Genomic DNA, 23155 nt, shown 5'->3' on the forward strand with positions numbered 1-23155 from the left:
CGGCGCGGCGGGCGATTCAGTCGATGTCGTCCGGGAACCTGATCATCAGGCCGTCCTGCACGTCATACAGGGCCTCCATCCAGTCGGGGATGGCGACACCGGCCGGCCTGCGCTCGCACAGGGGGTGGCCCTCGCCGCGGACAAAGGTGGCGACGCGCTGCCTGAGGTCCGCAGGGATCGCCTGCTCGTCGGCGAGGTTGAGCATCTCGAACTGGTTCAGCATGTCGTCGATGTCCCGGATCTTGTTGCGGCGCGCGTGTCGGGCTCTGATCTCGGACGTCCAGTAGTCCTCGAGCTCCTCGATCCGCGTGCAGGTCTCCTGGATCATTTCGCTTGCACCACAATGAAGATTGACGCGCCCACGCGCAACGGCGACGTGCTGGACGGAATCCTAGCACCGCCTCTGAGAAGGTCAAGCATTGACATGAGGCCGGCGATGTGATCGAGGATGCGGTGAGCGTGGCGGCCCTGGAAGGCTCAGGGAGAAAGGCTTTTCCCGGCTTCAGGCTGCGCGCGCTGGCCGCGACCACGAGCACCCAGGACGTGGTGCGGGCGGCGATCCGGGCGGGCGCGGCTCCGGGGTTCTGCTGCACCGCCGCGTTCCAGAGTTCTGGCCGGGGTCGTCAGCAGCGCCTGTGGACGGCGCCGCCCGGGTCAGCGCTGCTGGCGTCCGTCTTCGTGCGTGTGCGCCACCCCCGCCTCGGCGGGGTGTCGATCGCCGCCGGCCTCGCCCTCCGTGCCGCGATCGAATCCACCTCGGGCTGGGCGAGCCGGCTCAAATGGCCCAACGATCTGCTCGTGGGGGACCGGAAGCTGGCCGGGGTGCTCTGCGAGGTCGAGCCTGCCGTCGCCGCCGACGGCACCGCGGTGGTGATCGGCATGGGCGTCAACCTGACGGTGCCGTCGTTCCCGGTCGGCGTTGCCGGGATCAGCCTCAACGAGCTGGTCGACACGCCGCCGTCTCCCTACGCCCTGCTCGCCGCCACCGTCGGCGAGCTGGCCCAACGGCTGGGCACGTTGGAGTCGACCGGGATGAACGGGCTCCGGGGTGAGTGGATGGCGCACGCCGCCGGGATCGGCAGCGTGGTCACAGCGACCTCGGCGGCAGGGCTGGTGAGCGGTGTTGCCGAGGGCATCGATGACGACGGGGCCCTACTGCTGCGCGGTGACGCCGGGCAGGTGCGCGTGCTCGCGGGCGACGTGCACATCGTGGCGGGCGACTGGGAGAGCTGAGGCCCGGCCGGCCCTCGGACTACGGCGAGGGCGTGGGCGAGGCCGACGGGCTCACCGAAGCGCTCGACGAGCTGCTCGGCGATGCCGACGCGCTGGAGCCTCCGCCCGAGCCCGCTGTCACCGTGACCTGACCGTTCATCCCGTCGTGGATGGTGCAGCGGTAGGAGTAGGTACCGGGAACTGTGAACTTGACCTGCCATGTTTCGCCGGGGCCCAGCGAGCCGGGCGAGGTTAGGTCGCCGTTGGAGTCGAAGGTGACGTTGTGCGGGTTGCTGTCAGAAGCCACCGTCCACTGGATCACCTGGCCTGTGGTCACCGTGGTGGTCCCCGGGCTGAACTTGTCACTGGCGTTGGCGACGACCTTGGCCGCGGGCGCGCCCAGCCCGCTGCCGGCCGCCGAGCCCACCGCCGGTCCGCCACCGCCGCCGGCAGCCACCTCGGGCGGGCCGTTGCCGCATGCGCAGAGCGAGATGGCCAGGCCGACGCCTGCGGTGATCACGATCGAGCGCATCCGGGTCATGACGAGGTGTCCCTCCTGACGCCGCCGCACCCGCGGCCGGCAGATGCTCAGGCCGCGCTGCTTACCATGGAATGTTCCCCCAGATGGTAGGGGATGGTGCAGCCGTGGCGCCCCGTCACCCAAAGCCCCGCTGTGCTTCCTCCTCGTCTCTCGCAGGGTCCCCGAACACGCGCCAGAAAACCATCACCACGGCGGCGAAGTAGATGAGGTTGCCTGCCCCGAACATCACCACGCCGGCGATCTGCTGATCGCCGACCGGGGTCAGCCCCCAGAGCCGCGGGGCGCGCGCGTAGAAGTCGTAGAAGGGGTGCGGCGCGACGGTGAAGATCAGCCCGACGACGGTGGGCGGCACCCCCGACCCGACCAGCATGGCGATCTTCGCGAATGTCCCCACCCAGCGCTGCCGGTCGGCGCCGCGCATGGGATCGACGATCGGCCACCAGAAGATGATCCCGACCGCTATGAAGCTGAGGTGCTCGACGATGTGGATCGTCTCGGTGGTGAGGGTCGCGTCGTACAGCGCGGGGATGTGCCACACCAGCAGCACCATGCTGAAGATCACGGTGGCGCACCAGGGATTGACCAGCCCTCTCCAGGCACGACGCAACGGCCCGGGCGGGCCCGTGACCGGCGCGCGCATGCCGGCGACGCCGAGGATGCACAGGGGCGGCGCCACCATCATCAGCAGCAGGTGCTGGACCATGTGCAGGGAGAAGAGGTACTGGTCGCCGCCGGTGTCAATCGGTGACTGCAAGGCGATGAAGCCGACAAGCACGCCGGCCCCGAAGAACCAGGGGCGCAGCTGGGGCGAGCCCACCCATGAGCTGACATCGTCGTCGTCGCGGACCAGCCCGCGGCGCCAGGCGATGGCATACGCGGCCACCAGGGCCGCGAGGCCGAGGAGGACTGTCGGTTGCCACGACCAGTCGCGGAGGTCGAGATGTGCTGGCTCCACGACCGGTCAGCCTACTCCCGTCCGGCGTGGCCGCCGGACCGGCGGATCAGTGGCCCTCGACCGACTCGGGGAGCTCGTGGAACTCCGTGCGGGCGCCGCGGTACCAGGCCAGCAGGCTGGCGATCAGCCACACCAGGCCGATGCCCCACACCAGCGGGCCCACGGTGCCGCGCACCTGGTCGACGAACCCGATGAGGACGGTGGCGAGGGAGAGCGCCACCATGATCGGGACGACGCTCGGCGGAGGCAAGTGAACGCCGGCGTGCTCGCCGTGGCCGGTGTCGGCGGCCTCATGGGTGGGTAGGTTCTCGTCGGTCACCGCGCTGCCTACTTGACCGCGTTGAGGTACACGGCGGCCCACACGAAGGTGACCCCCAAGAGCACCACAAGAAGGATGACCATCGAGACCCCGCTTTGGATGTTCTTGCGGGCCAGCTTCTTGTCCACGTCAAGTCCCCTCTGTGGTCAGCCGACCACGCGGTCGACTGCCATGACCGCGAAGAGCAGCGCCAAGTACAGCATCGAATAGTAGAAGACGCGCCGCGCGGCGCGCGCGGACGGATCGCGGACGGCGATGACCGCGGCGGCCAGGAACAGCGCGTCGAGCACGCCGGCGCCGACCACGTAGACATACCCAAAGGAGTGGACCAGCGCCGGCATGATGGTCACCAACACCAGGATCACCGTGTACAGCAGGATCTGGCGCCGGGTCTCGCGCTCGCCGACGATCACCGGCAGCATCGGCACCGAGACGCTGGCGTAGTCACGGCGGATGAGCAGGGCCAGCGCCCAGAAATGAGGCGGGGTCCAGTAGAAGACGACGGCGAAGAGGAAAAGGGCGGTGAGGTTGAGGCTGCCCTGCACCGCTGCCCAGCCGACCAGCGGCGGGATGGCCCCGGCCGCGCCTCCGACGACGATGTTCTGCATCGACCTGCGCTTCAGCCACATGGTGTAGACGAAGACGTAGAAGAGCAGCCCGCCGATCGCCAGGACGGCGGCCAGGAGGTTGACGGCCACGGCGAGCAACGCGAACGCGACCACCCCCAGCGTGGTACCGAATGCCAGGGCGCTGCTCGGCTGGACGCGCCCGGCGGGGATGGGACGCGTCCGAGTGCGTCCCATGCTGGCGTCGATGTCACGATCGAACCAGCAGTTGATGGCGTGCGCCCCACCGGCGGCGAACCAGCCGCCCGTCACCGTCGCCGCGACCAGGCCGAATGACGGCAAGCCTCGCGCGGCCATGACCATCGCGAAGACAGTGGTGACCTCGAGGAGGACGACGACGCGCGGCTTGGTGAGCGCGATGTAGTCGCGGACCGTCTGCACGACGCGCTGACCCGTGCGCAGCCCGATGGGCGTCTCGACGCGAACCGCCACGCTCATGACGCGGCCACCCTGGCGGCCAACGACCGGTCCAGCCGGGTGCCGCCCGCGACCTCGGTCGAGGTGACGCCGCGCGCGATCACCGCAGAGACGACGACGCACGCCCACAACGCGCTGGCCAGGGCGAGGTGAATGCCGCGAACGGCCGCGGGAAGATGTTGGTCGACGAGCAGCGCGCCGGCTGCGACCTGGGCGACGATCAGCAGGGTGACGCTCAACGTCGCCAGGCGCAGAGCGCGGTCGCCGGGACGCGCGCGCCGCATCTTCACCATCGAATAACCGAGCAGCAGGACCACGATGGCCGCGACCACGCGGTGCAGGAGGTTGATGTCAGCGAACCGTCCCGCCGAGAACTGGAAGCCGTTGCCGCAGAGCGGCCAGCCCGCGCACGCGGCGCCGGCGCCCTGGTCGACGACCAGTGCACCCGAGAGCGCGAGGACGTACGTCGCGGCGACGGCGACGCCGGCGAGGCGCACGGTGCCCAGCGACGGGCGCGCGCGCGCCGAGCCTGCCGTCGCGGTGGTCACCGCGATCCACACCAGCGCTCCGAGCAGGAGAAGCGCGTTGGCGAGGTGGATCATGATCACGCCGCTGGGCAGGTTGAACTCGACGGTGATCGCCCCGAGCACGATCTGTGCGATGAAGAGGACCACGATCGCGGTCGCGCCGTTGCGCAACCAGCGCACGTTGCGGTAGCGCGTCCACACCACAACCGCGAGCGCGATCACCAGGCCGGTGGCGATCGCCGCGACCCAGCGGTGGGTGAACTCGATTAGCGCGGTGCGCTCCAGCGGTGGCAGCAGGCCGCCGTGGCACAGCGGCCATTGGTCCCTGTCACCACAGCCCAGCCCGCTGCCGCTGACGCGCACCACCCCGCCCATGACGACGAGCAGGTACGTCGCCAGCGCCGTCGCCACGGTGAGACGGCGCAGGGCCCGCGAGGGAGTCCAGGTCACGGACTGGCCGACGCGGCCTGGCGTGCCCGGCGCATGTCTCGAAGGGGACGGCTGCTGTGGACCTCGGGGATGACGTCGAAATTGTGGGCGGGTGGCGGCGACGAGGTCGCCCACTCCAGGGTGTTCCCCTCCCACGGGTCGGCAGTCGCCGTCTTGGGGGCACGCATACTGATCACGAAGTTGACCAGGAACACCGTGACGCTGATGGCGATGAGGAAGGCCCCGAAGGTCTCCAGGGAGTTGAGGTCACCCCAGCCGCGGTTGTCCTCGTAGGTGGCGATGCGCCGGGGCATGCCGAGCATCCCCAGCAGGTGCATGGGCATGAAGGTGAGGTTGAGGCCGATGATCATCAGCCAGAAGTGGAGCTTGCCGAGGCGTTCGCTGAGGAAGCGCCCGGTGACCTTCGGGAACCAGTAGTAGATGCCCGAGAAGACACCGAGCACGCTGCCGCCGAACAGGACGTAGTGGATGTGCCCGACCACCCAGTACGTGCCGTGTAGGATCCGGTCCACAGCGAGGCTGCCGAGGTAGACGCCGTCGATGCCACCGATCAGAAACATCAGTAAGAACCCGGCGGCGAACAGCATGGGCGTGTCGTGTCGGATGCTGCCACCCCACATGGTGGCCAGCCAGTTGAATATCTTGATCCCGGTCGGCACCCCGATGCAGAGCGTGGTGAACGCGAAGAACTCCTGCACGACGAGTGGCAGGCCGGTCACGAACATGTGGTGCACGAACACCACGAAACCGAGCACTGCGATGGCCACCATCGAGGCCGCCATAGCGCGGTAGCCGAAGATGGGCTTGCGCGAGAACACCGGGATGACCTCGCTGACGATCCCGAACGCCGGCAGAATCATGATGTACACCGCCGGGTGTGAGTAGAACCAGAAGATGAGCTGGTACAGCAGCGCGCTGCCTCCGTGGCTGACGCTGAAGAACGACGCGCCCACCTGGCGATCGAGCAGCACCATCGAGAGCACGCCTGCAAAGAAGGGCGAGGCCAGCACGATCAGCCCCTGGGTCACCTCCATCGCCCACACGAACAGCGGCAGCCTCGTCCAGGTCATCCCCGGGGCGCGCATGTTGTGGATGGTGACCAGGAAGTTGACACCGCCGAGCATCGAGCTGACCCCGAGGAGGTGCAGGCCGATGATCCAGAGGTCCTGGCCGACCTGCGGTGAGTAGGCGCGCTCCGTGAGCGGCACGTAGCCGGTCCAGCCGGCGGCACCGCTGCCGCCGAAGAGGAAACCGGAGTACATCACCAGCCCACCGAGCGGGATCAGCCAGAACGACAGCGCATTGACGCGCGGGAACGCCATGTCCCGCGCCCCGATCATCAGCGGGACGAAGTAATTCCCGAAACCGGAGAAGACCGGGATGATCCAGAGGAAGATCATGGTCGTCCCGTGCATGGTGAAGATCTGGTTGTACTGCGCTGGGGTGAGGAACTTGTTCTGTGGCTCGGCCAGCTGGATGCGCACCAGCAGGGCCATCGCACCACCCACCAGGAAGAAGAAGAAGGTGGTGTAGAGGTACATGATCGCGATCTTCTTGTGGTCGACCGTGGTGATCCAGCCGAGGACGCCGCGGCTCTTGTCCCACCGCGCGGCGAAACGGGCCTGCGGTACAGGCGTGCTGATCGCCGCCATCAGTTGTGTCCCCCATGAAGCTCGAGCTGGTGCAATGTGTTCATTTGGCGGTCTGCTGCAGCATCCACTGGTCGAACTGCGCGCGCGATTCGGAGATCACCTCGAGCAGCATGCTGGCGTGGCCGGTGCCGCACAGCTCGGTGCACTGCCCGTAGTAGTGGCCGGCCCGCGCCTGCAGCCACATGTGGTTGGTCTGTCCGGGCAGCGCGTTGATCTGACCGGCCAGGGAGGGCACGTAGAAGCTGTGGTTGACGCCGCATCCCTGGTCGGAGATGGCGTTGGCGAGGCTGTCGCCCGTGCTCAGCTTCTGTTGCATGGTGGCGGCTGCCTGGGCCGCGGCGGCGCTCGAGCCCGAGGCAGCGTATGGCTTGGTGATGCACGGGTGGTCGGTGGAGACCACCTGGAGGTCGACCGGGGTGTCGGCGGGCACGTGCAGGATCGTGAAGCTCTGCACGTCGTTGCCGCTGCTGGTGTGGCTCCCCGTGTAGTCGAACGTCCAGCTGAACTGCTGACCGATCACGGTGACCTGCATCACCGGAGCTGCGGCTGTGCTGGCCGGGGCGTCGTTGATGAAGCCCATCTGCGACACCGTCAGGCCGAACAGCGACATGAAGACGACGAGCGGCACGGCTGTCCAGAACAGCTCGAGGCGGGTGTTGCCGTGGAACTGCGACGGTTCGTCGTCGTCGTGCTTGCGACGGAAGCGGAACATGCTGTAGACCAGCATCACCACGGTGAAGAGGCCGAGCACGATGGACGCCAGCAGCACCCAGTTGAAGACGAACTTCATGCTGTCGGCAACCGGGCCGCCGGGGTGATACGGCGAGGTGTCGACGATCGTCGTGGCGAGTAGGTTCACCTGGACCGGCTCTCCGCATCACATCCGTCTGCGACGACAACGCGAGATGCCGGGATGATCGCACAGGCATCCCAAGCGCGGCAAACCGCGGCGGTGCTCATTTCTGCCATGGCCGGGTGACGGTTCGGATCTGCCGCTTCACGAGCTCGGTGATCTCGACGTTGGTGAGCGCCGCCCTGTCCCACTCCCCGCGATTGGCAGGCGGCTTGGCGGGATCGGGCAGGGTCTCCCCGAGCGATCCGGTGGGGCGCGGCCGCATCCGCCTGACGACGTCCAGCAGGCCCACTCACGGCCTCACAGGTGGAAATACCTGAGAAGTGGCGAGGCCTCGCCGGACAGCGAGATCTCGCGGGCTCCGGCGGTGGCGTCGACAGCAGCGCTCCCCCAGATGAAGAGGCCGTACACCAGCAGGCCGATGAAGACGACGATGGCGATCATCCCGAAGATCATCGCGAGGATGAGCCGGCCGTCGGCGATCCACTGCCGCCCCAGGGCGCTGCCGCCCAGGAAGAAGAGCACATCGGCCCCGAGGCATCCGACCGCCCACAGGAAATAGTACCGGGCCTTGGCCGCCTGACCGTTGTAGAGCTGGCCGGCGCCGGGGATGATCGAGAGTGCGGCCGCGATCCGCCAGTCCCGGCGGCGCGCGCTGGCCACTGCGCTCAACCCCACCTCGTTCAGCGGGTGAAGAATGATCGGTAGCAGTAGTACGCCGCCAGCACCAGCGTGGCGAACGCCCAGATGCTGACGAAGATGACGTCACCCCAGCCGGCGTCACCTGGATCGAAGTCGGCGAGCATGGGGGTGATCATTGTTTTCTCAGTGGGACTTGAAGTTCTCGAGGAAGTGCTCCCCGAGGATGATGATGGCGCATAGCCCGATGAGCACGGCGAACATGAGCATCGTGCCGAGCAGGTCGCGGGCGAGGGTGCGTCGTCTCATGGCGGCTGATCACCCTACGGCAGGGTGTTGTAGTTCTCCCAGTGGCGGATGAACTGGATCAGGATCTGGATCTGGTTCTCACTGAGGATCCGGCTGCCGGGCCTCTGCTTGTCGCGGGTGGGATCGTAGGTGAAGTCGGTCGCGGTCGATCCCCAGTTCGGCATGATGCTGCCGATGTGCTCGAAGTCGGTGAACCCGTACTCGATGCACCGGTAGTAGTAGTCCTCGTTGAAGTAGCCGAGGCGGTCCTGGTTGCTGAGCGGTGGCCCCTTGCCGCCCTCACCCTGCACGCCGTGGCAGGTGACGCAGTACTTGTAGTACAGCTGCGCGCCGGAGGTGAAGTCGTACTCGGGGTTGGCGATGAGGTTCTGGTGCGCGTCGGTCTGGTTGAGTGAGAGGCGGCTGCCGTTGTGGCAGACGATGCAGCCCACCTGGTCGATTCCCACCTTCTGAAGGGACGGGTTCGTCTGGGTGGGGTTCAGCGCCTTCGGATCCACAGCGGCTGGAAGCGGACCGGGCAGGACCGTGGTCGGGGTCACCGCATACCCCTGCTTGGCGTTGGTTGTCGCCCCGGTCACCGAATAGGGCGCGAAGCCCGTCCCGGTGATGCCGTACTGGGTGTAGTCCATCGCCGGTGCGAACCCCTTAGTGGCGCTGGGAACGCTGATCCCATTGGCGATGTAGGCGGGATGAACCAGCGTGTAGTGGTTTTGCGCCGCCACCGCCTGCGCGTTCGGCTGGTACTTCATGAAGTCCTGGGCCAGGCGCTGGGCGGCCAGCTCGGGGCCGATGGTGCCGATGTCCGGCACGTGACACGAGATGCAGCGCTCCACGCGGAAGGTGTCGCCGCGCTTGGCGTCAGCGAACGCCGGGAAGATCTGCTGTACCTGGATGTTGAAGCCGGTGTCGTTGTGGTCCGACTGGTAGCGCTGCTGGATGGCCAGGTAGTCGCGATCCTGGCTGTCGCGGATGGCCGCGATGCCCACCAGCGCGATCAGCAGCGCTGACAGGATCACGAAGACCCACCTGTTCATACCGCCGGCTTGACCCCGGGATGGCCAAGGATGCGCGTCCAGTCCCAGTTGAAGGCGAGGCCGCGGAAGAAGACACCGATCACCACGAAGCAGACGGCCAGGCAGAGGTAGATGGTGAACAGGGCGATGGCCACCTTGCGGTCCTGGGGGCGGCGACTCGGGTTGCGATCAAGGTACGGGGTCAGCAGCATGAAGATGATCACGAAGCTGGGGAAGGCCACTCCCGCCATGACGGGGGGAAAGCGCTCGAGCAGCTCCTGGAGGCCCAGGAAGTACCAGGGTGCCTTGGCCGGGTTTGGGGTGATCGCGGTGTTGGCGCGCTGGAGGAGCGGGGCGTTGACCTGGATCGACACGGCGAGCAGGAAGATGAACGCCGCCAGCCCGGCGAGGAACTCCTTCCAGACCAGCGCCGGGAAGGTGACCACGGTCTCCTCCTCCTCGCGGCGGCGCACCACCAGCGGCATCGCCGCCAGCTCGGGGCCCGTGCCGCGCGGACGAGGGGTGCGCACGGCCGGAGCCGCGGTTCGATCGAGTGGGACCGCCGCCCCCTCGCCTGGTGCGCCAGAGCCGTCACCAACAACCGTCGCCATCGCTTACAGGCCTCCCGTGAACCCGTCTTTGCGGACGCGCCAGAAGTGTATGACCATCAGGATGAACCCGATGAGGGGCAGGGCGACGACGTGTAAGACATAGAAGCGTATTAGCGCTCCCTGGCCGACGTTGCGGCCCCCGAGGAGCAGGTAGCGGGTGTACGGGCCGGCGATGGGCGCGTACTTGGCCATGTTGGTGCCGACGGTGATCGCCCACACGGCGAGCTGGTCCCAGGGCAGCAGGTAGCCCGAGAATGAGAGCAGCAGCGTGATCAGGAGCAGGAAGGTGCCGATCGCCCAGTTGAACTCGCGCGGCGGCTTGTATGACCCCTGGTAGAACACCCGGGCCATGTGCAGCCAGACCGTGATCACCATGCCGTGCGCGGCCCAGCGGTGCAGGTTGCGGATCACCAGGCCGAAGGTGGCGACGAACTGCAGGTCCTTGATGTTCTGGTAGGCCTGGTCCACCGACGGGATGTAATAGAACATCAGGAAGAGTCCGCTGATGGTCAGCAGGATGAAGAGAAAGAAGGAGAGGCCGCCGAGGCAGAGCGTGTAGCTGACCCGGATCGCCGACGTCTTGACGCGCACCGGATGGATGTGGAGGAAGAAGTTGGTGAGCGCCGTGCGTGCCGCGACCTTGTCGGTGGTGGGCAGGCCGTGCCGGAAGATGGACCCCCAGATCTGGGCCGCGAACGCGCGCAGAGGGTTGCCCTCGGTGGGACGGGCGCTCACCGCTCCTCCTCCATCGGTCCGCTCTCTCCGATCATCGCCGTCACACCCCGACCGTCTTGCCGTTGCTCTTGCCGGTCTTCGGATCCAGCCGCCACTTGGGCACGATGCTCTCGCCGGCCTGACGGTACACGGTGATGGCAGCCCGGTTCACGACGAAGTGGTTGTCCGGGGTGACCTGGATGTCCACCCAGTCCATGGGCCGCGGCGCCGGGCCGTAGAAGTTGGTCGAATCGATGTAGTAGCGGCTGCCGTGGCACGGGCAGGCCCAGCCGTTGCGCGTGGTGATCGCCCCGGCCTCGGCGGTGTAGTGCTGGGCGACGGTTTGCGAGCTGTCCGCGACCCCGGTGCCGCTGGTCACGTCGCTCACGTAGTTGGGCGTGCAGCCGAGGTGCGTGCACACCAGGTACACGGCGTAGATCCCGGTGGAATCGAGCACGATGGTGACCCGGTTGGCTGTGTCGCTCTGGACATTGACCTTGAGAGTCCCGTTGCCGGTGAGGTCGGAGACGGTGAAGCCGGTCTTGAACTGAGGCGGCGCCTCGAGCGTTGCCGCGGGGAACATGAACTTGAGCAGCTCGATGCCGCCGAACAGGGTGGCCCCCAACGCTCCCACCGAGCCGACCAGCAGCAGGAACTGCCGGCGCGTTGTCTCGACACGCGAGCGCATCCGGCCGCGGGGCGTGTCGTACGGGTTCAGCGCCATGAGAGCCTCAGGACGGGGAGAACGGCGACAGACGGGATTCTAGCGGCGGGCGGTTGAGCCACTGCGTCAGACGAACGGGTTGTTCGACGGCGGCGTGATGATGTTGGCGAAGACGATCGTGGAGATCATGATCACCACGAACGCCACGATGATGACCAGGCACCCGAAGTCGGAGCGGACAGCGAGGATGAAGCGTTCGACCATTTTTTCCCAAGACAGCCGACCTCGGACGCGACGGCGCACAGGATAAGCGACGGTAGAGGCGGCCTGCCTCTTGACGGGTTCGGGCACAATGCTGCGCCCGCTGCTACCGTCATCGCGCCATGAGCGACTGGCGCACCCTCGAGATCTATTCGACCTTCATCCAGGTCACCGGCGAGATGGAGATCGTCCGGCCTGACCGGGTCAGCGACGCCGTCAACCGCTTCGGGGACTTCCTGCACCTCCGCAACTGCCGGGCCGAGCCACTCTCGGTGAGCTACCCCATCCTCAGCCGCACGGAGCCCGTGGTCACGGTCGCCAAGGCAGGGGTGGTGCTGATCTGCCCGCTCGACGACGCCGGCGACGGCAACCCGGCGCTGTGGCGAGAGAAGGTCGCCCACCCGGCGTCGATCAACACCCAGGCCTTCTCGATGGTCGGCGACGTCCACGTGGAGCCGCGCCACACCCTGCAGGACCACCTCGAGCGCTTCCCCGGCGACTTCATCCCGGTGACCAACGTGTCCGCCCTGTGGGTGACCGCGATCAGCTCAGGGACCCACGCGGTCCAGCGTCAGTTCGCGCTGCTCAACCCCGCCGCGATCCTCAGCTTCTCGCTCAGATAACGAGCGTCTGGGCGGCTCTGCGCTTGCGCTGGACCGTCGACAGGGCGCCGATGAGCAGGCACATGACCGCGATGCCTGCGAAGCCGAGGCCCATGAACTCCTTGATGGCTTTCGTACCGACGGCCAGCGAGGTGCCGCTGTCGTCGAGGAACGCCTTCTCGGCTGGCGCTGCCCAGACCGTGGTGATGAACGACATGACCACCCACAGCGCGGCGATGAAGTACCAGATCGCCGCCGGGTTGGGGCTGCCACTCCGCGGCCGCGCCGCGAAGTAGAAGGCGGCCAGGCAGACAGCCTCCAGGCCCACGTAACCGTTGAAGAGGATGAACGAGAACCAGAAGCTGAGCTGCTGCGCGCCGGTGAGGCCGGCGAAGCCGTTGATCGCGAATGCGCTTCCGGAATCGGCGAGCACGTGCATCGCCCGCAAAGATACAACGAAGCCACGCGCCGGCGGGGAGCTCGGCGCCGCCGGCGGCAGCCCCGTAACTACCCGCCGACGGGTAGGCTTGTGTTCAGACGATGCCCACCGCCCCCCTCTCCCACGCCCTCAGGACCACGGCGACGGGCGGGACGGCCACCCCGGTGGCCCAGATTCTCTCCCTCGGCGCGTACATCCCTGACGGCGTGCTCACCAACGCCGACATGGAGGCGATGGTCGAGACCTCCGACTCCTGGATCGTCGAGCGCACCGGCATCCGCGAGCGCCGCCGCGTGGCGCCCGGGCAGACGGTCGCGGCTATGGGCGCGCGCGCGGCAGCCGAGGCCCTCGCACGGGCAGGCAATCCCGTCGTCGACGCGATCATCGTTGCAACCTGCAGCGCCGAGACCCGCCTCCCGTCAGTGGCCTGCCGCATCCAGCAGCGGCTCGGCCTCACCGGCATGCCCGCGTTCGATATCAACGCGGCATGCTCCGGTTTCGTGTACGCGCTGGCGCTTGCCGACTCGATGATCCGCAGCCACACGCTCGGCACTGTCCTGGTCGTGGCCAGCGAGGCCCTCACCCCGATGGTCGACTACACCGACCGCTCCACCTGCGTGCTCTTCGGCGACGGCGCCGCCGCCACCATTGTCGGGAGCGGGGCCGGCGACGGCGGCATCCGCGCGGTGCGCTGGGCGGCGGACGGCGGCGAGGCCGACCTCATCTACTTCGGCGCCCGTGAGGATGACCCCCAGGGGCCGAGCGCGATCCGGATGTCCGGCCGCGGCACCTTCCGCTTCGCGGTCGAGCGCCTCAGCGGGGCGGCCACGCAGCTCTGCGATGACGCCGGCTGGAGCCCCGACGACGTCGACTGGTTCATCCCCCACCAGGCCAACCTGCGCATCATCGAGGCCACGGCCAAGCGGCTTGGTGTTTCCATGGCTCGGGTAATCCTCAACGTCGAACGGGTGGGCAACACCAGCGCGGCATCGATCCCGCTGGCCATCCACGAGGCCGCCGCCGCCGGGCGTCTCCAGCCCGGCCAGAAGATCATCAGCGTGGCGTTCGGGAGCGGGGTCACCTGGGGCGGCGTGGCCCTCGAATGGACCGGCAACCCCTCCCTGTGACGGGAGGGCGTGAAGCGGCCCGCCCGCTCGCCGCTCCCGGTCCCAAGCTCCGCCCTGTCGCCCCCGCCGGCACGGTCGAATGCCGCAGCTGCGGGCGACGCTTCGTCGAGGCCCGCTTCGAGAAGCACCTCCGCGTGTGCCCGGCCTGCGGACGTCACGCCGTGGTTCCTGCGGTCACGCGCGCCGACCAGCTGGCCGACACCGGAACCCTGGACATCATCCGGATGCACATCGACGACCGCGACCCGCTCGGCTTCGACGACGGCGTCCCCTATCCCTCGCGAGTCGCCGAGGCGCGCGAGCGCACCAAGCTCGAGGAGACGTTCGTCATCGCCAGGGCCGGCATCGGTGCCGTCCCGGTGGTGCTCGCCTGCATGGATTTCGGCTTCCTCGGCGGCTCACTCGGTAGCGCCGCCGGCGAGCAGTTCGCGCGCGCCTGTGACCTCGCCGTTGCTGAGCAGCGCGCGCTGATCGCCGTCTGCACCTCGGGCGGGGCGCGCATGCAGGAGGGGATCGCCTCGCTGGCGCAGATGGCACGCTGCTCGGCGGGCGTGGTGGGCGTGGCGCGCGCCGGGCTCCCGTACGTCTCGGTGCTCGCCGACCCGTGCTTCGGAGGGGTCACCGCCTCCTTCGCCGTGCAGTCGGACGTGATCCTCGCCGAACCGCACGCGCGCATCGGTTTTGCGGGCGGCAGGGTCATCGAGCAGGCCAGCCACGATCGTCTGCCAGAGGGTTTTCAGACGTCAGAGTTCCTCCTCGCCCACGGCATGGTCGACGCGGTGGTCGAGCGCCGCGCCCTGCGCGACACCATCGAGCGGCTGCTGATCGGGTTCACGGCGCCGCGATGACTGTCACCACAGAGACCGCCGAGCGCGAGCGCGTCGCATTCGCAGCCGTCGAGCTGGCGCGCAACCCGGGACGTCCCCGCGCTCTGCAGGTGATCGCTGCAGCGTTCACGGAGTGGACGGAGCTGCGCGGTGACCGCCTCTTCGGCGACGACCGTGCCGTGGTCGGCGGCCCGGCGCTACTCGACGAGCGCTGGGTGATGGTCATCGGCCAGGAGAAGGGGACCGACGCGATCAGCCGTGCGGTGCACAACTTCGGCATGCCCCACCCCGAGGGATATCGCAAAGCACAGAGGCTGATGCGCACTGCCGAGAAGTTCGGTATGCCGGTGGTTTGCCTCGTGGACACGCCCGCGGCGCACGCCGGCGTCGGTGCCGAGGAGCGCGGCCAGGCCTGGGCGATCGCCCAGTCGCTGATCACCATGCTCGAGTTGCGCGTCCCGGTAGTGAGCGCAGTGCTCAGCGAGGGCGGCTCGGGGGGCGCGCTGGCGCTGGCCCTCGCCGATCGCGTGCTCGCGTTCGAGAACGCGGTCTACACGGTGGCTCCACCGGAGACCTGCGCCGCCATCCTCTACCGCGACGCCGGACAACGTGGCCGTGCAGCCGCGGCGCTGCGACCGGGAGTCGCCACCGCGCATGGCATCGGCCTCATCGACGAGTTGATCCCCGAACCGTCACCGGGCGCCCATGCCCACTCCTCCCTCTGCATCGCCGCGCTGCGCGGAGCCCTGGTGCGCCACCTCGACGAGCTCTGTGCCAAGGACGTCGACACACTTCTCATGGAGCGCACCGACCGGTATCGCCGCGCGGGAGACTGAAATCCCCTCAGCGCAGGCGACTTCACGTCGCCGGAGCTGAGACCTCTGAGTTGGGGGGTGCCCGAGGGGGGAACGCAGTTCCCCTCTCGCCCTAGGCGGCCATCTCCATGGCGGCGGCGTCGCTGGCCCCGCGCTCGGGCCGCTTCAGGAAGAAGGCCGGGACGATCCCGATTGCGGACAGGATTGCGATCAGTACGAAGGTGCGATCGAACGCATCGCTGAAGACGCTGCCCGCGTAGGCGTGGTTGAAGGCGTCCAGCGTGACGTTGCCCGTGCTCGGCAGCGTGCTCCCAGCGCTCTGCTGTGCGGACGACGCGACGACTCCCTGCTGCAGGACGCTGCAGTACTGCGCCGCGGTGAGACCTGACCTGTGCAGCGTGATGGCCGCGGCGTCGACGACGTTGGCCGCTGGCGCGCACGACGTCTGCTTCGCTGCGGTCCCGAACTGCGCGGCGAGCACGGTCACCAAGATGGCGATGCCCACCGACGATGAGACGCGCTGGAAGGTGTTGGTGATGCTCGAGGCGCGCGAGGTGTAGCGACGCGGCACGCGCGCCATCGCCGCCGCCATCGTCGGCATCATCGCGAAGCCCATGGCGAAGCCGCGCAGCATCAGCGCACTGATCACCAGCCAATTCGATGAGTCGTAATGAACCTGCGCGAGCACCACGCTGCCGACGGTGAGCAGCAGCAACCCGGTGGCGACCACCGGCTTGGGTCCGAGCCTGTCGGTGAGATACCCGCCGAGCGGCATCGACACCGCGGCCATCCCCGCCTGGGGCAGGAGCAGAAGGCCGGTCTCGATGGCGTCGTAGCCATGCACCTCCTGCAGGTAAAGCGGCAGCAGCAGCATGGTGCCGAACATGGCGGTGACCACGATGAAGCTGAGCACCATCGCCCACGAGAACGTGCGGTCGCGGAACAGCGAGAGCTGCAGCAACGGCTCGCGCGTGGTGAGCTGGCGCACGATGAAGATGCCCATCAGCACGACGCTGGCGACCAGCAGCGACACCACCAGCGCCGACGCCCAGCCGAGAGATGTGCTGCGGTCGACCGCGTACATCAGCGCGAGGATGGCGGGCACGCCGGTGATCAACCCGAGCGCGTCGAGCCGGAGTTTGGCCGTGCGGTGCGACTCGCGCAGGAACCGCGACGCCGCGATGAAGCCGATGATGCCGATGGGAACGTTGACGTAGAAGATCAGCCGCCAGGTGAAGTCCTGCACGAACCAACCGCCGAGGACCGGGCCGATGGCTGGCGCGATCAGCATGGGGACTCCGAAGATCCCCATCACCCTGCCCATGTTCTGCGGCCCCACGGCCTGCAGGATGATGGTCATGCCGATCGGCATCAGCATGCCTCCGCCCACGCCCTGGATGACGCGGAACAGGATCAGCTCGCCGAGATTCTGCGAGATGCCGCAGAGCATCGACGCCATCGTGAACGTGACGATGGTGATCAGGTACAGCCGCTTGGTTCCCCAGCGGTCGGTGGCCCAGCCGGTGAGCGGGATCACCGCACCCTGGGCGACCAGGTAACCGGTGACCACCCAGGCAATGTCGGTGTAGCTGCCCGCGTGCAGGTCGTGCTGCAGGGTGGGGATGGCGATGTTGACGATCGTCGAGTCGAGGATCGTCATGATGGTGCCGGTCAGCACGACGGCGAGAGCAACCCACTTGTAGTCGAACCGGCCGACCCGGGTGTTGGTGACGCGCACCTCGTCCTGGCCGGGCGGACGTTCGACCACCGTCGTCTCGGACATGGGGGTCACGATACCTGCTGCCGGTTCGCGCCAGCCCCGGCGGCCCGCTCGGTACCGGTCACCGGGCGCGCCAGCCCTCCGCCATTCCGGCGCGGTGTCCGGCCTTGACGCGGCGCATGGCGGCGTCGGCGTGCTGCAGAAGCCCGTCGACGTCGTCGGCGTCGTCGGGGAAGATCGCGACACCGCACGAAATGGTCACGCCCGCCCTGGTCAGCTCGGCGTCTTCGCGGACGCGCACCTCGAACGAGGTGCTGATGCGCAGCCCGACCGCGGACGCCTCGACGTCGTCGGCGCCGGGAAGAACGCAGACGAACTCGTCGCCACCGTAGCGCGCCGCCGAGTCCTCGCGGCGCAGCAGGTCATGGAAGACCTGCGCAAGAATGGTGAGCACACGGTCGCCGGCGGCGTGGCCGTACGTGTCGTTGACCGCCTTGAAACGGTCGAGGTCGCAGAACACCACCCCGAGCGGAGTGGTGCGCCGCCGTGCGCGCGCCACCTCCTGGTCCAGGGTGCGGGTGAGCTGGCGGTGATTGGCGAGGCCGGTGATGCTGTCGAGGTGGGCCTGGTCGAGCTCGCGCTCGTACCGCCGCGCGCGCTCGATGGCCCGCGCCGCCTCGCCGGCGAGGGCTGACACCACGGGGATCTCCTCCTCGCCCCAGACCAGCTCCTGGCGATGCGAGGTGAGCACGTAGACCCCGATCACCTCGTCCTCGATGATCAGCGGCGCCCCGATGGCGCAGAGGGGGACGCCTCGCCGCAGCTCCAGCACCTGCTCGCGCACCTGCTCGCCCAGGTTGGACTGGGCCATGTGCACGTCGTACGCCGTCGGCCAGAGCATCGGGCGGCTGGCCGAGAAGATACGCCCGGCCAACCCCTCACCGGGGGCGAGCGTGAAATCGAGGTTGTCGGCGTCGAGCGTGCCGACGCCGTCGGGTCCGAGGTAGAGCGACAGCGGCCGCAGCCGATCGGCAACGGCGTCGTAGAGGAGCACGGCCGCGTGAGTGACCATGGGGTAGGACTCGCGGCTGGTCTCGAGGACCGCGCGGGTGACCCCGAGGACGTCGATGGCGGTGCCCACGCGCTCCGCGGTGGCCGCGTGTGCGGAGTTGCGCAGCTTGTCCGATTCGGCGCTGGCCCCGGCGGCCTTCGCCTGGGCGATCACGATCAATTGCAGTGCGGTCATGAAAGCGATCGCAAAGAGGAGTGTCGGGACGTCGCTCTGCAGCCAGTGGAGCCAGACGGCGGCGAATGCACCGTCGACGAGCACTGTCGCCGCCAGCACCGCCCAGGCACGGGCACGCGGCGGCGCGCTGAGCTGAACCGCGGTGAAGAGCAGGACGGTGACCACGTCGAGGCGGTCGAAGTGCCCGGCGGCCAGCCCGACCATCAAGGCGGCGATGACGCCCAGGATCAGGCCGCGCCCGATCACGGCGAGGTCGCCGCCCATCCAGTCGTGACGACTCACCCGGCTCGCCGCGACGGCGTACACGGCCAGTCCGATGCCAAGGCCGATCTCGCCGCCCCGCTGGGCGGCGGGAAGCGACAGCGACAGCAGGCGCGCCAGGGCGGCCGCGAGCGCCAGCACGACCGCAAATCCAGCGGCACGGCGCGACGCAGCCGACGCTCTTCCCACGATGCCCTCTGAGCCATCCCTGCCGCGATTGCGGCATTCAATGAATGCCTATCTTTTCAGACGCGGAGTTGTGGGAGACCTTTCGTTACGGACTCGCGCAGGGCCGCTTGTAGGCTGCTGCCAGGCGTGATAGCGTTGCGCACACGAACTGACGTTCGCAGTCCAACCCGTCGCCGACGCCCCCCACGCATGAGCACCAGTCTTCTCCACATCGCTGATCTGCACCTCGATCGTGCCTTCGCCGGCATGGGCATCCAGGGGGAGCTGGCGATTCGTCGTCGTCTCGGCCTGCGCGAGGCCCTTCGGCGTGCCGGCCGCACCGCCCAGGACCGCGGCTGCACGGCCGTCACCATCGGCGGCGACCTCTATGAGCACGATCGCGCCGGCGCCGACACCGCCCAGTTCCTCGTCGACACGTTCGCGTCCTGGGCGCCGCTGCAGGTGCTGGTGGCGCCCGGCAACCACGATGCCCTCCTGGCCGGCTCGATCTACAGCCGCACCGACTGGCCCGGCAACGTGCACATCTTCGAGAGCAGCGAGCTGCGCCCCCATCACCTTGCCGACGGGCTGACCGTCTGGGGGCTGGCCCACCTCGAGCCGGCCTGGCAGGGCGATCCGCTGGCCTGCCCCCCGCCAGGCGGTGATGACGTCAACCTCGCCCTCTTCCACGGGGCCGAGCTGGGCTCACGGCCGGACGGCAAGTCGATCCACGGCCCGTTCCACGCCGCCGATGTGCGCGAGCGCGGGTTCGCCGCCGCGCTCTGCGGCCATTACCACCGGCGCCGGGTCGACGAAGCCTCGCGACTGCTCTACCCGGGCAGCCCGGAACCACTCACCTTCGATGAGTCCGAACCGCGCGGTCCTGTGCTTGTGACCATCGCCGGCGACGGCGCGGTGTCGTACGAGCCGATCGACGACAACCGGTGGACCGCGCGCACCGCAGTCGCCGATGTCTCCGGCGCGCGCAGCCTCGCCGACGTCGTCGACGCCGCCGCCGCGGCCGCCGCGGTGGCCTGCGCCGGGCTCGACCCCGAGCGAACCATGCTCCGCCTCGACCTGGTCGGGGAGATCGACCAGGCCGTCTCCACCGACAGCTTCACGGTCGAGACGTCGATCCGTGATGGGTCCGGGGCGGCCGGTGTGCGGGTGCGCGACCTCACCAGCCCGGCGCTGAGCGTGGCCGCGATCGCCGGCGACGCGACCGTGCGGGGAGCCTTCGCGCGCGCGCTGGCCGAGGCTGTCGCAGCGGCGGACGAGGCGGAGCGTGCCGTGCTCGACGACGCGCTGCGCTACGGCCTCCAGGCACTCGGCGGCGCCGAGATCGGACTGCGATGAGGCTCGAGCGGCTGGAGATCGGCGGTTTCGGACGCCTGCGCGACGTGGAGATCGACTTCCACCCGCGCATGACCGTGCTGCTCGGCGAGAACGAGTCGGGGAAGTCCACCGTCCACCGCGCGCTGCGCGCAGCGCTGTACGGCCTGGACGTGGGCGGTCCGGGACGGCCGACCGAGCGCAGCGACTGGACGCGCTGGACCCCGTGGAGCGGCGGCGAGTACTCGGTGGTGCTGACCTACGAGCTCGCCGGCGGCCGACGTCTGCGCGTCGCCCGACGGCTCGAGCAGCGCGAGCACACCTGCCAGGTGCACGAGATCGGCGGTGGCGACGTGACCGCCGAGGTGCGCGTCGGCCGGTCGGTGGCGCCGGGACAGTTGCACCTCGGCGTCGACGAGACCGTCTTCTGCGCCAGCGCGTGCGTCGGCGAGGACGGGCTGCGCCTCGGTGCCGGGGACACCCCGACGGCGCGGGCCGCAGTGGTGCAGGAGGCGATCGAACGGCTCGCCGACTCGGGCGACGAGACCACCGCCGCGCAGGCCCTGGCCGCCATCTCGGACGCGACAGCCCGGGTGGGCTCGGAGCGCCGCTCGGGCAGTCCCCTGGGTCGTGCGGTCAACCGACTCCGCCAGCTCGACGTGCAGGTCGACGACGCGCGACGCCGGCTGCGCTCCCTCGCAGCAGAAGAGGAGCGGTTGCGCTCGCTCGAAGGCGACGCGACGCGTGCCGACGAACGCCGAGCCGACGCGGAACGCCGCTGGCTGCTGGGGCGGCTCGCCGCCATCGACGCCCAGCGCGCCGACCTCGAGGCCGTTGACGCCGAGATGGTCCAGGTGGCAGCGGAGATCGAGGGCACCGCCCACCTCGCACGGTTCCCGCTGGAGCACGAGGACCGGGTGGCCGCCCTGGCCGCCGAGGTGCAGGAAACGAAGCGGTGCGCGGACGAGGCGCAGGCCCGGGCAGAGGCCGCCGCCCCCCACCTTGCCGAGGTGAAGCGCCGCCGCGCCGAGATCGCCGCCGGCCTCCGCGCGCTGGGCCGGACCGTGCTGGTCGAGGCCCACGCCCTCGTGGCGGCGTCAGCCCTGGAGCACGACCTGACCGAGACCCTCGCCGGCCGGCGCCGCAGCGACGAGCTGGCCGCGGCCGCCGGCCGTCGCGAAGCACTGCGCCGTGAGATCGCCGCCACCGGCATCGCCGGGACGAGCGCCGCCGGGGTGGAGGCGGCCATGGAGCTGGTCGACACCGCCCGGGGGCCCAGGTCCAGCCGCGTCGCCAAGCTGGTGGCCACGCTCGCACTGCTCGCCGGAGCGGTCACCGCCGCGGTGGCGGCGGCGTCGAAGCACACCGTGACGGCGCTGATCGCCGGCGGCGTGGCGCTGCTGGCGACGCTGGTGGTGCTCGCCGTCGACCGCCTCGTCGCCGGCGATGCCGAGCACGCCCGGCGGCGGCTGGGGCGGCTGTGCCCGGGCGTGGCCGTCGATGCCGAAGGGCTCGAACGTCTCGCCGAGCGGCTGCCGCAGCTCCGCGCCCTGCACCTCGAGCTGCAGCGTGAGGAGCTCCGCATCGAGACGCTTGCCGAGGAGGTGGACACGGCCGAGCTGCGTCTCGGTCAGCTGGCCGAGCTCGCCGCCGCGCTGGCCACCCGTTGCGAGCTCAGCCTGCCCCGGGCTCGCAACGCGCCGCGCGGCGCCGAGGAGGCCGTCCGGGTGGTGCTCGACGCCGTCGCCGGCGCTGCCGGCATCGAACGGCGGCGCGAGGAGCTCAGCGCTGAGGACACCGTCCTCGAGCAGCGTGAGGACGACCTCGATCGCCTGGCCACCGAGTGGGGGGAGCGTGACCGTTCGGCCGCGGCGGCGGTGGCGCAGCTGCGCCGCATCCTGGAGATGGCCGTCGTCGACGCGTCGCTGCCGGTGGCCGAGGCGGTGGCGGCGTTCCGTGCCGGCTGCGTGGGCCGCCGCCGGCACGACCTCGCGGTCCGGCGACTCGCGGAGCTCCGCCGGCACACCTCGCTAGGCGCCGACGTCGCCTCGCTGAGGCGCCTCGCCGCGGACCTCGAGGCCCGGCTCACCGCCCGCGGCGGGGACCCCGCCGAGGTCGCCGTGTCCGAGCCCCTCGATCACTCGCGCCTGCACGACCTGGAGACCGAGGCCGAACACGCCCGCCAGGGGGCGGTCGCCGCCTCGACGGCCGCGGCCTCGCTCCGCGCACGCCTCTGCGAGATGCGCGGCAGCGCGACCTCGCTAGCAGACCTTGAGGACGAGCGCGCCGCCTGCCTGGCCGCGCGCGACCGGGGCCTGCACCAGCTCGCCGCCCTGCGCGCGGCGGCGGAGCTGGTCGAGACCGCGACCAAGAGCATCCATCGCGACCTGGCTCCCCGCCTGGCATCCTCCGTCGCCGAGCGGCTTGCTCTGCTGACCGAGGGCCGCTACTCGGCTGTGAACGTCGACACCGCGCACTTCGAGGTATCGCTGCTTGGTCCCGACCGTCCCGACCTGGTGCCCCTCGAGCTGGCCTCCCACGGCACGCGTGACCAGGTCTCGCTGCTGCTGAGGCTGGCTCTTGCCGAGGTGCTCAGCGACGCCGGTGAGGAGGTGCCGCTGCTGCTCGACGAGCCGCTGCTGAGCGCCGACCCGCAACGGCGCGCCACCGCCCTGCGTTTCCTCTGGAACCTCTCCGCCACCAACCAGGTCGTGCTGAGCACGTCTGACCCCACGCTCGTGGCTGCGCTCGAAGAGGTGTGCGACGACGAGGCACCGGCCGTGCTGACCATGCCCGGGGCCACGGCCACCATCGAGGCGACCGGACGAGCGGTGGCGCGGGTCCGCGTCCTCTAG

The 23155-nt window shown here is 69.3% G+C and carries 27 protein-coding genes; 7 read left to right on the top strand and 20 right to left on the bottom strand.

Annotated elements, in window-relative coordinates; translation table 11 throughout:
• Positions 1–16 precede the first annotated feature (16 nt).
• Positions 17–328: a hypothetical protein gene (locus tag JF886_RS09645; protein ID WP_337311896.1), complete on the bottom strand. Its 312-nt coding sequence runs from the start codon at positions 326–328 to the stop codon at positions 17–19.
• Positions 329–459: 131 nt separating this feature from the next.
• On the opposite strand from JF886_RS09645, the gene JF886_RS09650 reads away from it, so the two are divergent.
• Positions 460–1233, top strand: coding sequence for a biotin--[acetyl-CoA-carboxylase] ligase (locus JF886_RS09650; RefSeq protein ID WP_337311898.1), 774 nt, complete (start codon positions 460–462; stop codon positions 1231–1233).
• Between the two features lie 19 nt (positions 1234–1252).
• On the opposite strand, the gene JF886_RS09655 is transcribed toward JF886_RS09650, so the two are convergent.
• From JF886_RS09655 to JF886_RS09730, 16 genes are all read right to left on the bottom strand, one after another.
• The gene (locus tag JF886_RS09655; protein WP_337311900.1) at positions 1253–1753 is read right to left on the bottom strand and encodes a cupredoxin domain-containing protein; all 501 of its coding nucleotides are present in this window, start codon (positions 1751–1753) and stop codon (positions 1253–1255) included.
• A gap of 115 nt (positions 1754–1868) precedes the next feature.
• A complete protein-coding gene (locus JF886_RS09660) occupies positions 1869–2708 on the bottom strand; it encodes a cytochrome c oxidase assembly protein (protein ID WP_337311902.1) in 840 nt (279 codons plus the stop codon).
• Positions 2709–2754: 46 nt separating this feature from the next.
• Positions 2755–3027, bottom strand: a complete 273-nt coding sequence (locus JF886_RS09665) for a hypothetical protein (protein WP_337311903.1) — start codon at positions 3025–3027, stop codon at positions 2755–2757.
• 146 nt (positions 3028–3173) lie between these two features.
• Positions 3174–4091 carry a heme o synthase gene (locus JF886_RS09670; protein ID WP_337311905.1) on the bottom strand — a complete coding sequence of 306 codons (918 nt, stop codon included), beginning with the start codon at positions 4089–4091 and terminating at the stop codon, positions 3174–3176.
• Positions 4088–5047, bottom strand: a complete 960-nt coding sequence (locus tag JF886_RS09675) for a COX15/CtaA family protein (RefSeq protein WP_337311906.1) — start codon at positions 5045–5047, stop codon at positions 4088–4090. Before JF886_RS09675 ends, JF886_RS09670 begins: the two co-directional genes overlap by 4 nt.
• On the bottom strand, positions 5044–6699 hold the full coding sequence (gene ctaD, locus JF886_RS09680) for a cytochrome c oxidase subunit I (protein ID WP_337311908.1): 1656 nt from the start codon (positions 6697–6699) through the stop codon (positions 5044–5046). The genes JF886_RS09675 and ctaD overlap by 4 nt, the downstream gene beginning before the upstream one ends.
• 40 nt (positions 6700–6739) lie before the next feature.
• Entirely contained in the window at positions 6740–7558 is an 819-nt protein-coding gene (locus tag JF886_RS09685) for a cytochrome c oxidase subunit II (RefSeq protein ID WP_337311909.1), read from the bottom strand.
• A gap of 97 nt (positions 7559–7655) precedes the next feature.
• Positions 7656–7844: a hypothetical protein gene (locus JF886_RS09690; RefSeq protein ID WP_337311911.1), complete on the bottom strand. Its 189-nt coding sequence runs from the start codon at positions 7842–7844 to the stop codon at positions 7656–7658.
• 8 nt (positions 7845–7852) lie between these two features.
• The gene (locus tag JF886_RS09695; protein ID WP_337311913.1) at positions 7853–8224 is read right to left on the bottom strand and encodes a hypothetical protein; all 372 of its coding nucleotides are present in this window, start codon (positions 8222–8224) and stop codon (positions 7853–7855) included.
• 11 nt (positions 8225–8235) lie between these two features.
• Positions 8236–8370: a hypothetical protein gene (locus tag JF886_RS09700; RefSeq protein WP_337311915.1), complete on the bottom strand. Its 135-nt coding sequence runs from the start codon at positions 8368–8370 to the stop codon at positions 8236–8238.
• A gap of 7 nt (positions 8371–8377) precedes the next feature.
• A complete protein-coding gene (locus JF886_RS09705) occupies positions 8378–8500 on the bottom strand; it encodes a hypothetical protein (protein ID WP_337311916.1) in 123 nt (40 codons plus the stop codon).
• A 14-nt stretch (positions 8501–8514) separates the two neighbouring features.
• The gene (locus JF886_RS09710) at positions 8515–9516 is read right to left on the bottom strand and encodes a c-type cytochrome (protein ID WP_337311918.1); all 1002 of its coding nucleotides are present in this window, start codon (positions 9514–9516) and stop codon (positions 8515–8517) included.
• Positions 9517–9530: 14 nt separating this feature from the next.
• Positions 9531–10043: a cytochrome b family protein gene (locus JF886_RS09715; RefSeq protein WP_337311920.1), complete on the bottom strand. Its 513-nt coding sequence runs from the start codon at positions 10041–10043 to the stop codon at positions 9531–9533.
• 84 nt (positions 10044–10127) lie between these two features.
• The gene (locus tag JF886_RS09720; RefSeq protein WP_337311922.1) at positions 10128–10859 is read right to left on the bottom strand and encodes a cytochrome b N-terminal domain-containing protein; all 732 of its coding nucleotides are present in this window, start codon (positions 10857–10859) and stop codon (positions 10128–10130) included.
• Between the two features lie 40 nt (positions 10860–10899).
• Entirely contained in the window at positions 10900–11562 is a 663-nt protein-coding gene (locus JF886_RS09725) for a QcrA and Rieske domain-containing protein (protein ID WP_337311924.1), read from the bottom strand.
• Positions 11563–11628: 66 nt separating this feature from the next.
• Positions 11629–11766 (bottom strand): hypothetical protein, encoded by a 138-nt coding sequence (locus JF886_RS09730; protein ID WP_337311926.1) that lies wholly within the window; start codon positions 11764–11766, stop codon positions 11629–11631.
• Between the two features lie 119 nt (positions 11767–11885).
• On the opposite strand from JF886_RS09730, the gene JF886_RS09735 reads away from it, so the two are divergent.
• A complete protein-coding gene (locus JF886_RS09735; protein ID WP_337311929.1) occupies positions 11886–12386 on the top strand; it encodes a hypothetical protein in 501 nt (166 codons plus the stop codon).
• Here JF886_RS09735 and JF886_RS09740 read toward each other — a convergent pair.
• The gene (locus JF886_RS09740) at positions 12379–12804 is read right to left on the bottom strand and encodes a hypothetical protein (RefSeq protein WP_337311931.1); all 426 of its coding nucleotides are present in this window, start codon (positions 12802–12804) and stop codon (positions 12379–12381) included. The two genes, JF886_RS09735 and JF886_RS09740, sit on opposite strands and share 8 nt — an antisense overlap.
• 101 nt (positions 12805–12905) lie before the next feature.
• On the opposite strand from JF886_RS09740, the gene JF886_RS09745 reads away from it, so the two are divergent.
• Genes JF886_RS09745 through accA form a run of 3 tightly spaced genes read left to right on the top strand, consistent with a single transcriptional unit; the run spans position 12906 to position 15594 of the window.
• The gene (locus JF886_RS09745) at positions 12906–13931 is read left to right on the top strand and encodes a beta-ketoacyl-ACP synthase III (protein WP_337311933.1); all 1026 of its coding nucleotides are present in this window, start codon (positions 12906–12908) and stop codon (positions 13929–13931) included.
• The gene (locus tag JF886_RS09750) at positions 13907–14779 is read left to right on the top strand and encodes an acetyl-CoA carboxylase carboxyltransferase subunit beta (protein WP_337311935.1); all 873 of its coding nucleotides are present in this window, start codon (positions 13907–13909) and stop codon (positions 14777–14779) included. The genes JF886_RS09745 and JF886_RS09750 overlap by 25 nt, the downstream gene beginning before the upstream one ends.
• Positions 14776–15594 (top strand): carboxyltransferase subunit alpha, encoded by an 819-nt coding sequence (accA, locus tag JF886_RS09755; RefSeq protein WP_337311937.1) that lies wholly within the window; start codon positions 14776–14778, stop codon positions 15592–15594. Before JF886_RS09750 ends, accA begins: the two co-directional genes overlap by 4 nt.
• Before the next feature lie 91 nt (positions 15595–15685).
• Here accA and JF886_RS09760 read toward each other — a convergent pair whose 3' ends face one another.
• Both JF886_RS09760 and JF886_RS09765 read right to left on the bottom strand, forming a co-directional pair.
• On the bottom strand, positions 15686–17356 hold the full coding sequence (locus JF886_RS09760) for a DHA2 family efflux MFS transporter permease subunit (RefSeq protein ID WP_337311939.1): 1671 nt from the start codon (positions 17354–17356) through the stop codon (positions 15686–15688).
• Between the two features lie 58 nt (positions 17357–17414).
• The gene (locus JF886_RS09765; RefSeq protein ID WP_337311941.1) at positions 17415–18941 is read right to left on the bottom strand and encodes a GGDEF domain-containing protein; all 1527 of its coding nucleotides are present in this window, start codon (positions 18939–18941) and stop codon (positions 17415–17417) included.
• 237 nt (positions 18942–19178) lie between these two features.
• On the opposite strand from JF886_RS09765, the gene JF886_RS09770 reads away from it, so the two are divergent.
• Together JF886_RS09770 and JF886_RS09775 are read left to right on the top strand one after the other, a co-directional pair.
• Positions 19179–20324, top strand: coding sequence for a metallophosphoesterase family protein (locus tag JF886_RS09770; protein WP_337311943.1), 1146 nt, complete (start codon positions 19179–19181; stop codon positions 20322–20324).
• Complete coding sequence (locus JF886_RS09775; RefSeq protein ID WP_337311945.1) at positions 20321–23155, top strand: ATP-binding protein; 2835 nt, start codon at positions 20321–20323, stop codon at positions 23153–23155. The genes JF886_RS09770 and JF886_RS09775 overlap by 4 nt, the downstream gene beginning before the upstream one ends.

Origin of the sequence: Candidatus Aeolococcus gillhamiae (assembly GCF_016464765.1) — a bacterium.
In the GTDB taxonomy this organism is placed as follows: Bacteria; Chloroflexota; Dormibacteria; order Aeolococcales; family Aeolococcaceae; genus Aeolococcus; species Aeolococcus gillhamiae.

Coding starts and splice junctions, on each gene's coding strand:
- JF886_RS09645 (WP_337311896.1), bottom strand. CDS start 328: ATGATCCAGGAGACCTGCACGCGGATCGAGGAGCTCGAGGACTACTGG.
- JF886_RS09655 (WP_337311900.1), bottom strand. CDS start 1,753: ATGACCCGGATGCGCTCGATCGTGATCACCGCAGGCGTCGGCCTGGCC.
- JF886_RS09670 (WP_337311905.1), bottom strand. CDS start 4,091: ATGAGCGTGGCGGTTCGCGTCGAGACGCCCATCGGGCTGCGCACGGGT.
- ctaD (WP_337311908.1), bottom strand. CDS start 6,699: ATGGCGGCGATCAGCACGCCTGTACCGCAGGCCCGTTTCGCCGCGCGG.
- JF886_RS09700 (WP_337311915.1), bottom strand. CDS start 8,370: ATGATCACCCCCATGCTCGCCGACTTCGATCCAGGTGACGCCGGCTGG.
- JF886_RS09705 (WP_337311916.1), bottom strand. CDS start 8,500: ATGAGACGACGCACCCTCGCCCGCGACCTGCTCGGCACGATGCTCATG.
- JF886_RS09725 (WP_337311924.1), bottom strand. CDS start 11,562: ATGGCGCTGAACCCGTACGACACGCCCCGCGGCCGGATGCGCTCGCGT.
- JF886_RS09730 (WP_337311926.1), bottom strand. CDS start 11,766: ATGGTCGAACGCTTCATCCTCGCTGTCCGCTCCGACTTCGGGTGCCTG.
- JF886_RS09735 (WP_337311929.1), top strand. CDS start 11,886: ATGAGCGACTGGCGCACCCTCGAGATCTATTCGACCTTCATCCAGGTC.
- JF886_RS09740 (WP_337311931.1), bottom strand. CDS start 12,804: ATGCACGTGCTCGCCGATTCCGGAAGCGCATTCGCGATCAACGGCTTC.
- JF886_RS09745 (WP_337311933.1), top strand. CDS start 12,906: ATGCCCACCGCCCCCCTCTCCCACGCCCTCAGGACCACGGCGACGGGC.
- JF886_RS09750 (WP_337311935.1), top strand. CDS start 13,907: ATGGACCGGCAACCCCTCCCTGTGACGGGAGGGCGTGAAGCGGCCCGC.
- accA (WP_337311937.1), top strand. CDS start 14,776: ATGACTGTCACCACAGAGACCGCCGAGCGCGAGCGCGTCGCATTCGCA.
- JF886_RS09760 (WP_337311939.1), bottom strand. CDS start 17,356: ATGTCCGAGACGACGGTGGTCGAACGTCCGCCCGGCCAGGACGAGGTG.
- JF886_RS09770 (WP_337311943.1), top strand. CDS start 19,179: ATGAGCACCAGTCTTCTCCACATCGCTGATCTGCACCTCGATCGTGCC.
- JF886_RS09775 (WP_337311945.1), top strand. CDS start 20,321: ATGAGGCTCGAGCGGCTGGAGATCGGCGGTTTCGGACGCCTGCGCGAC.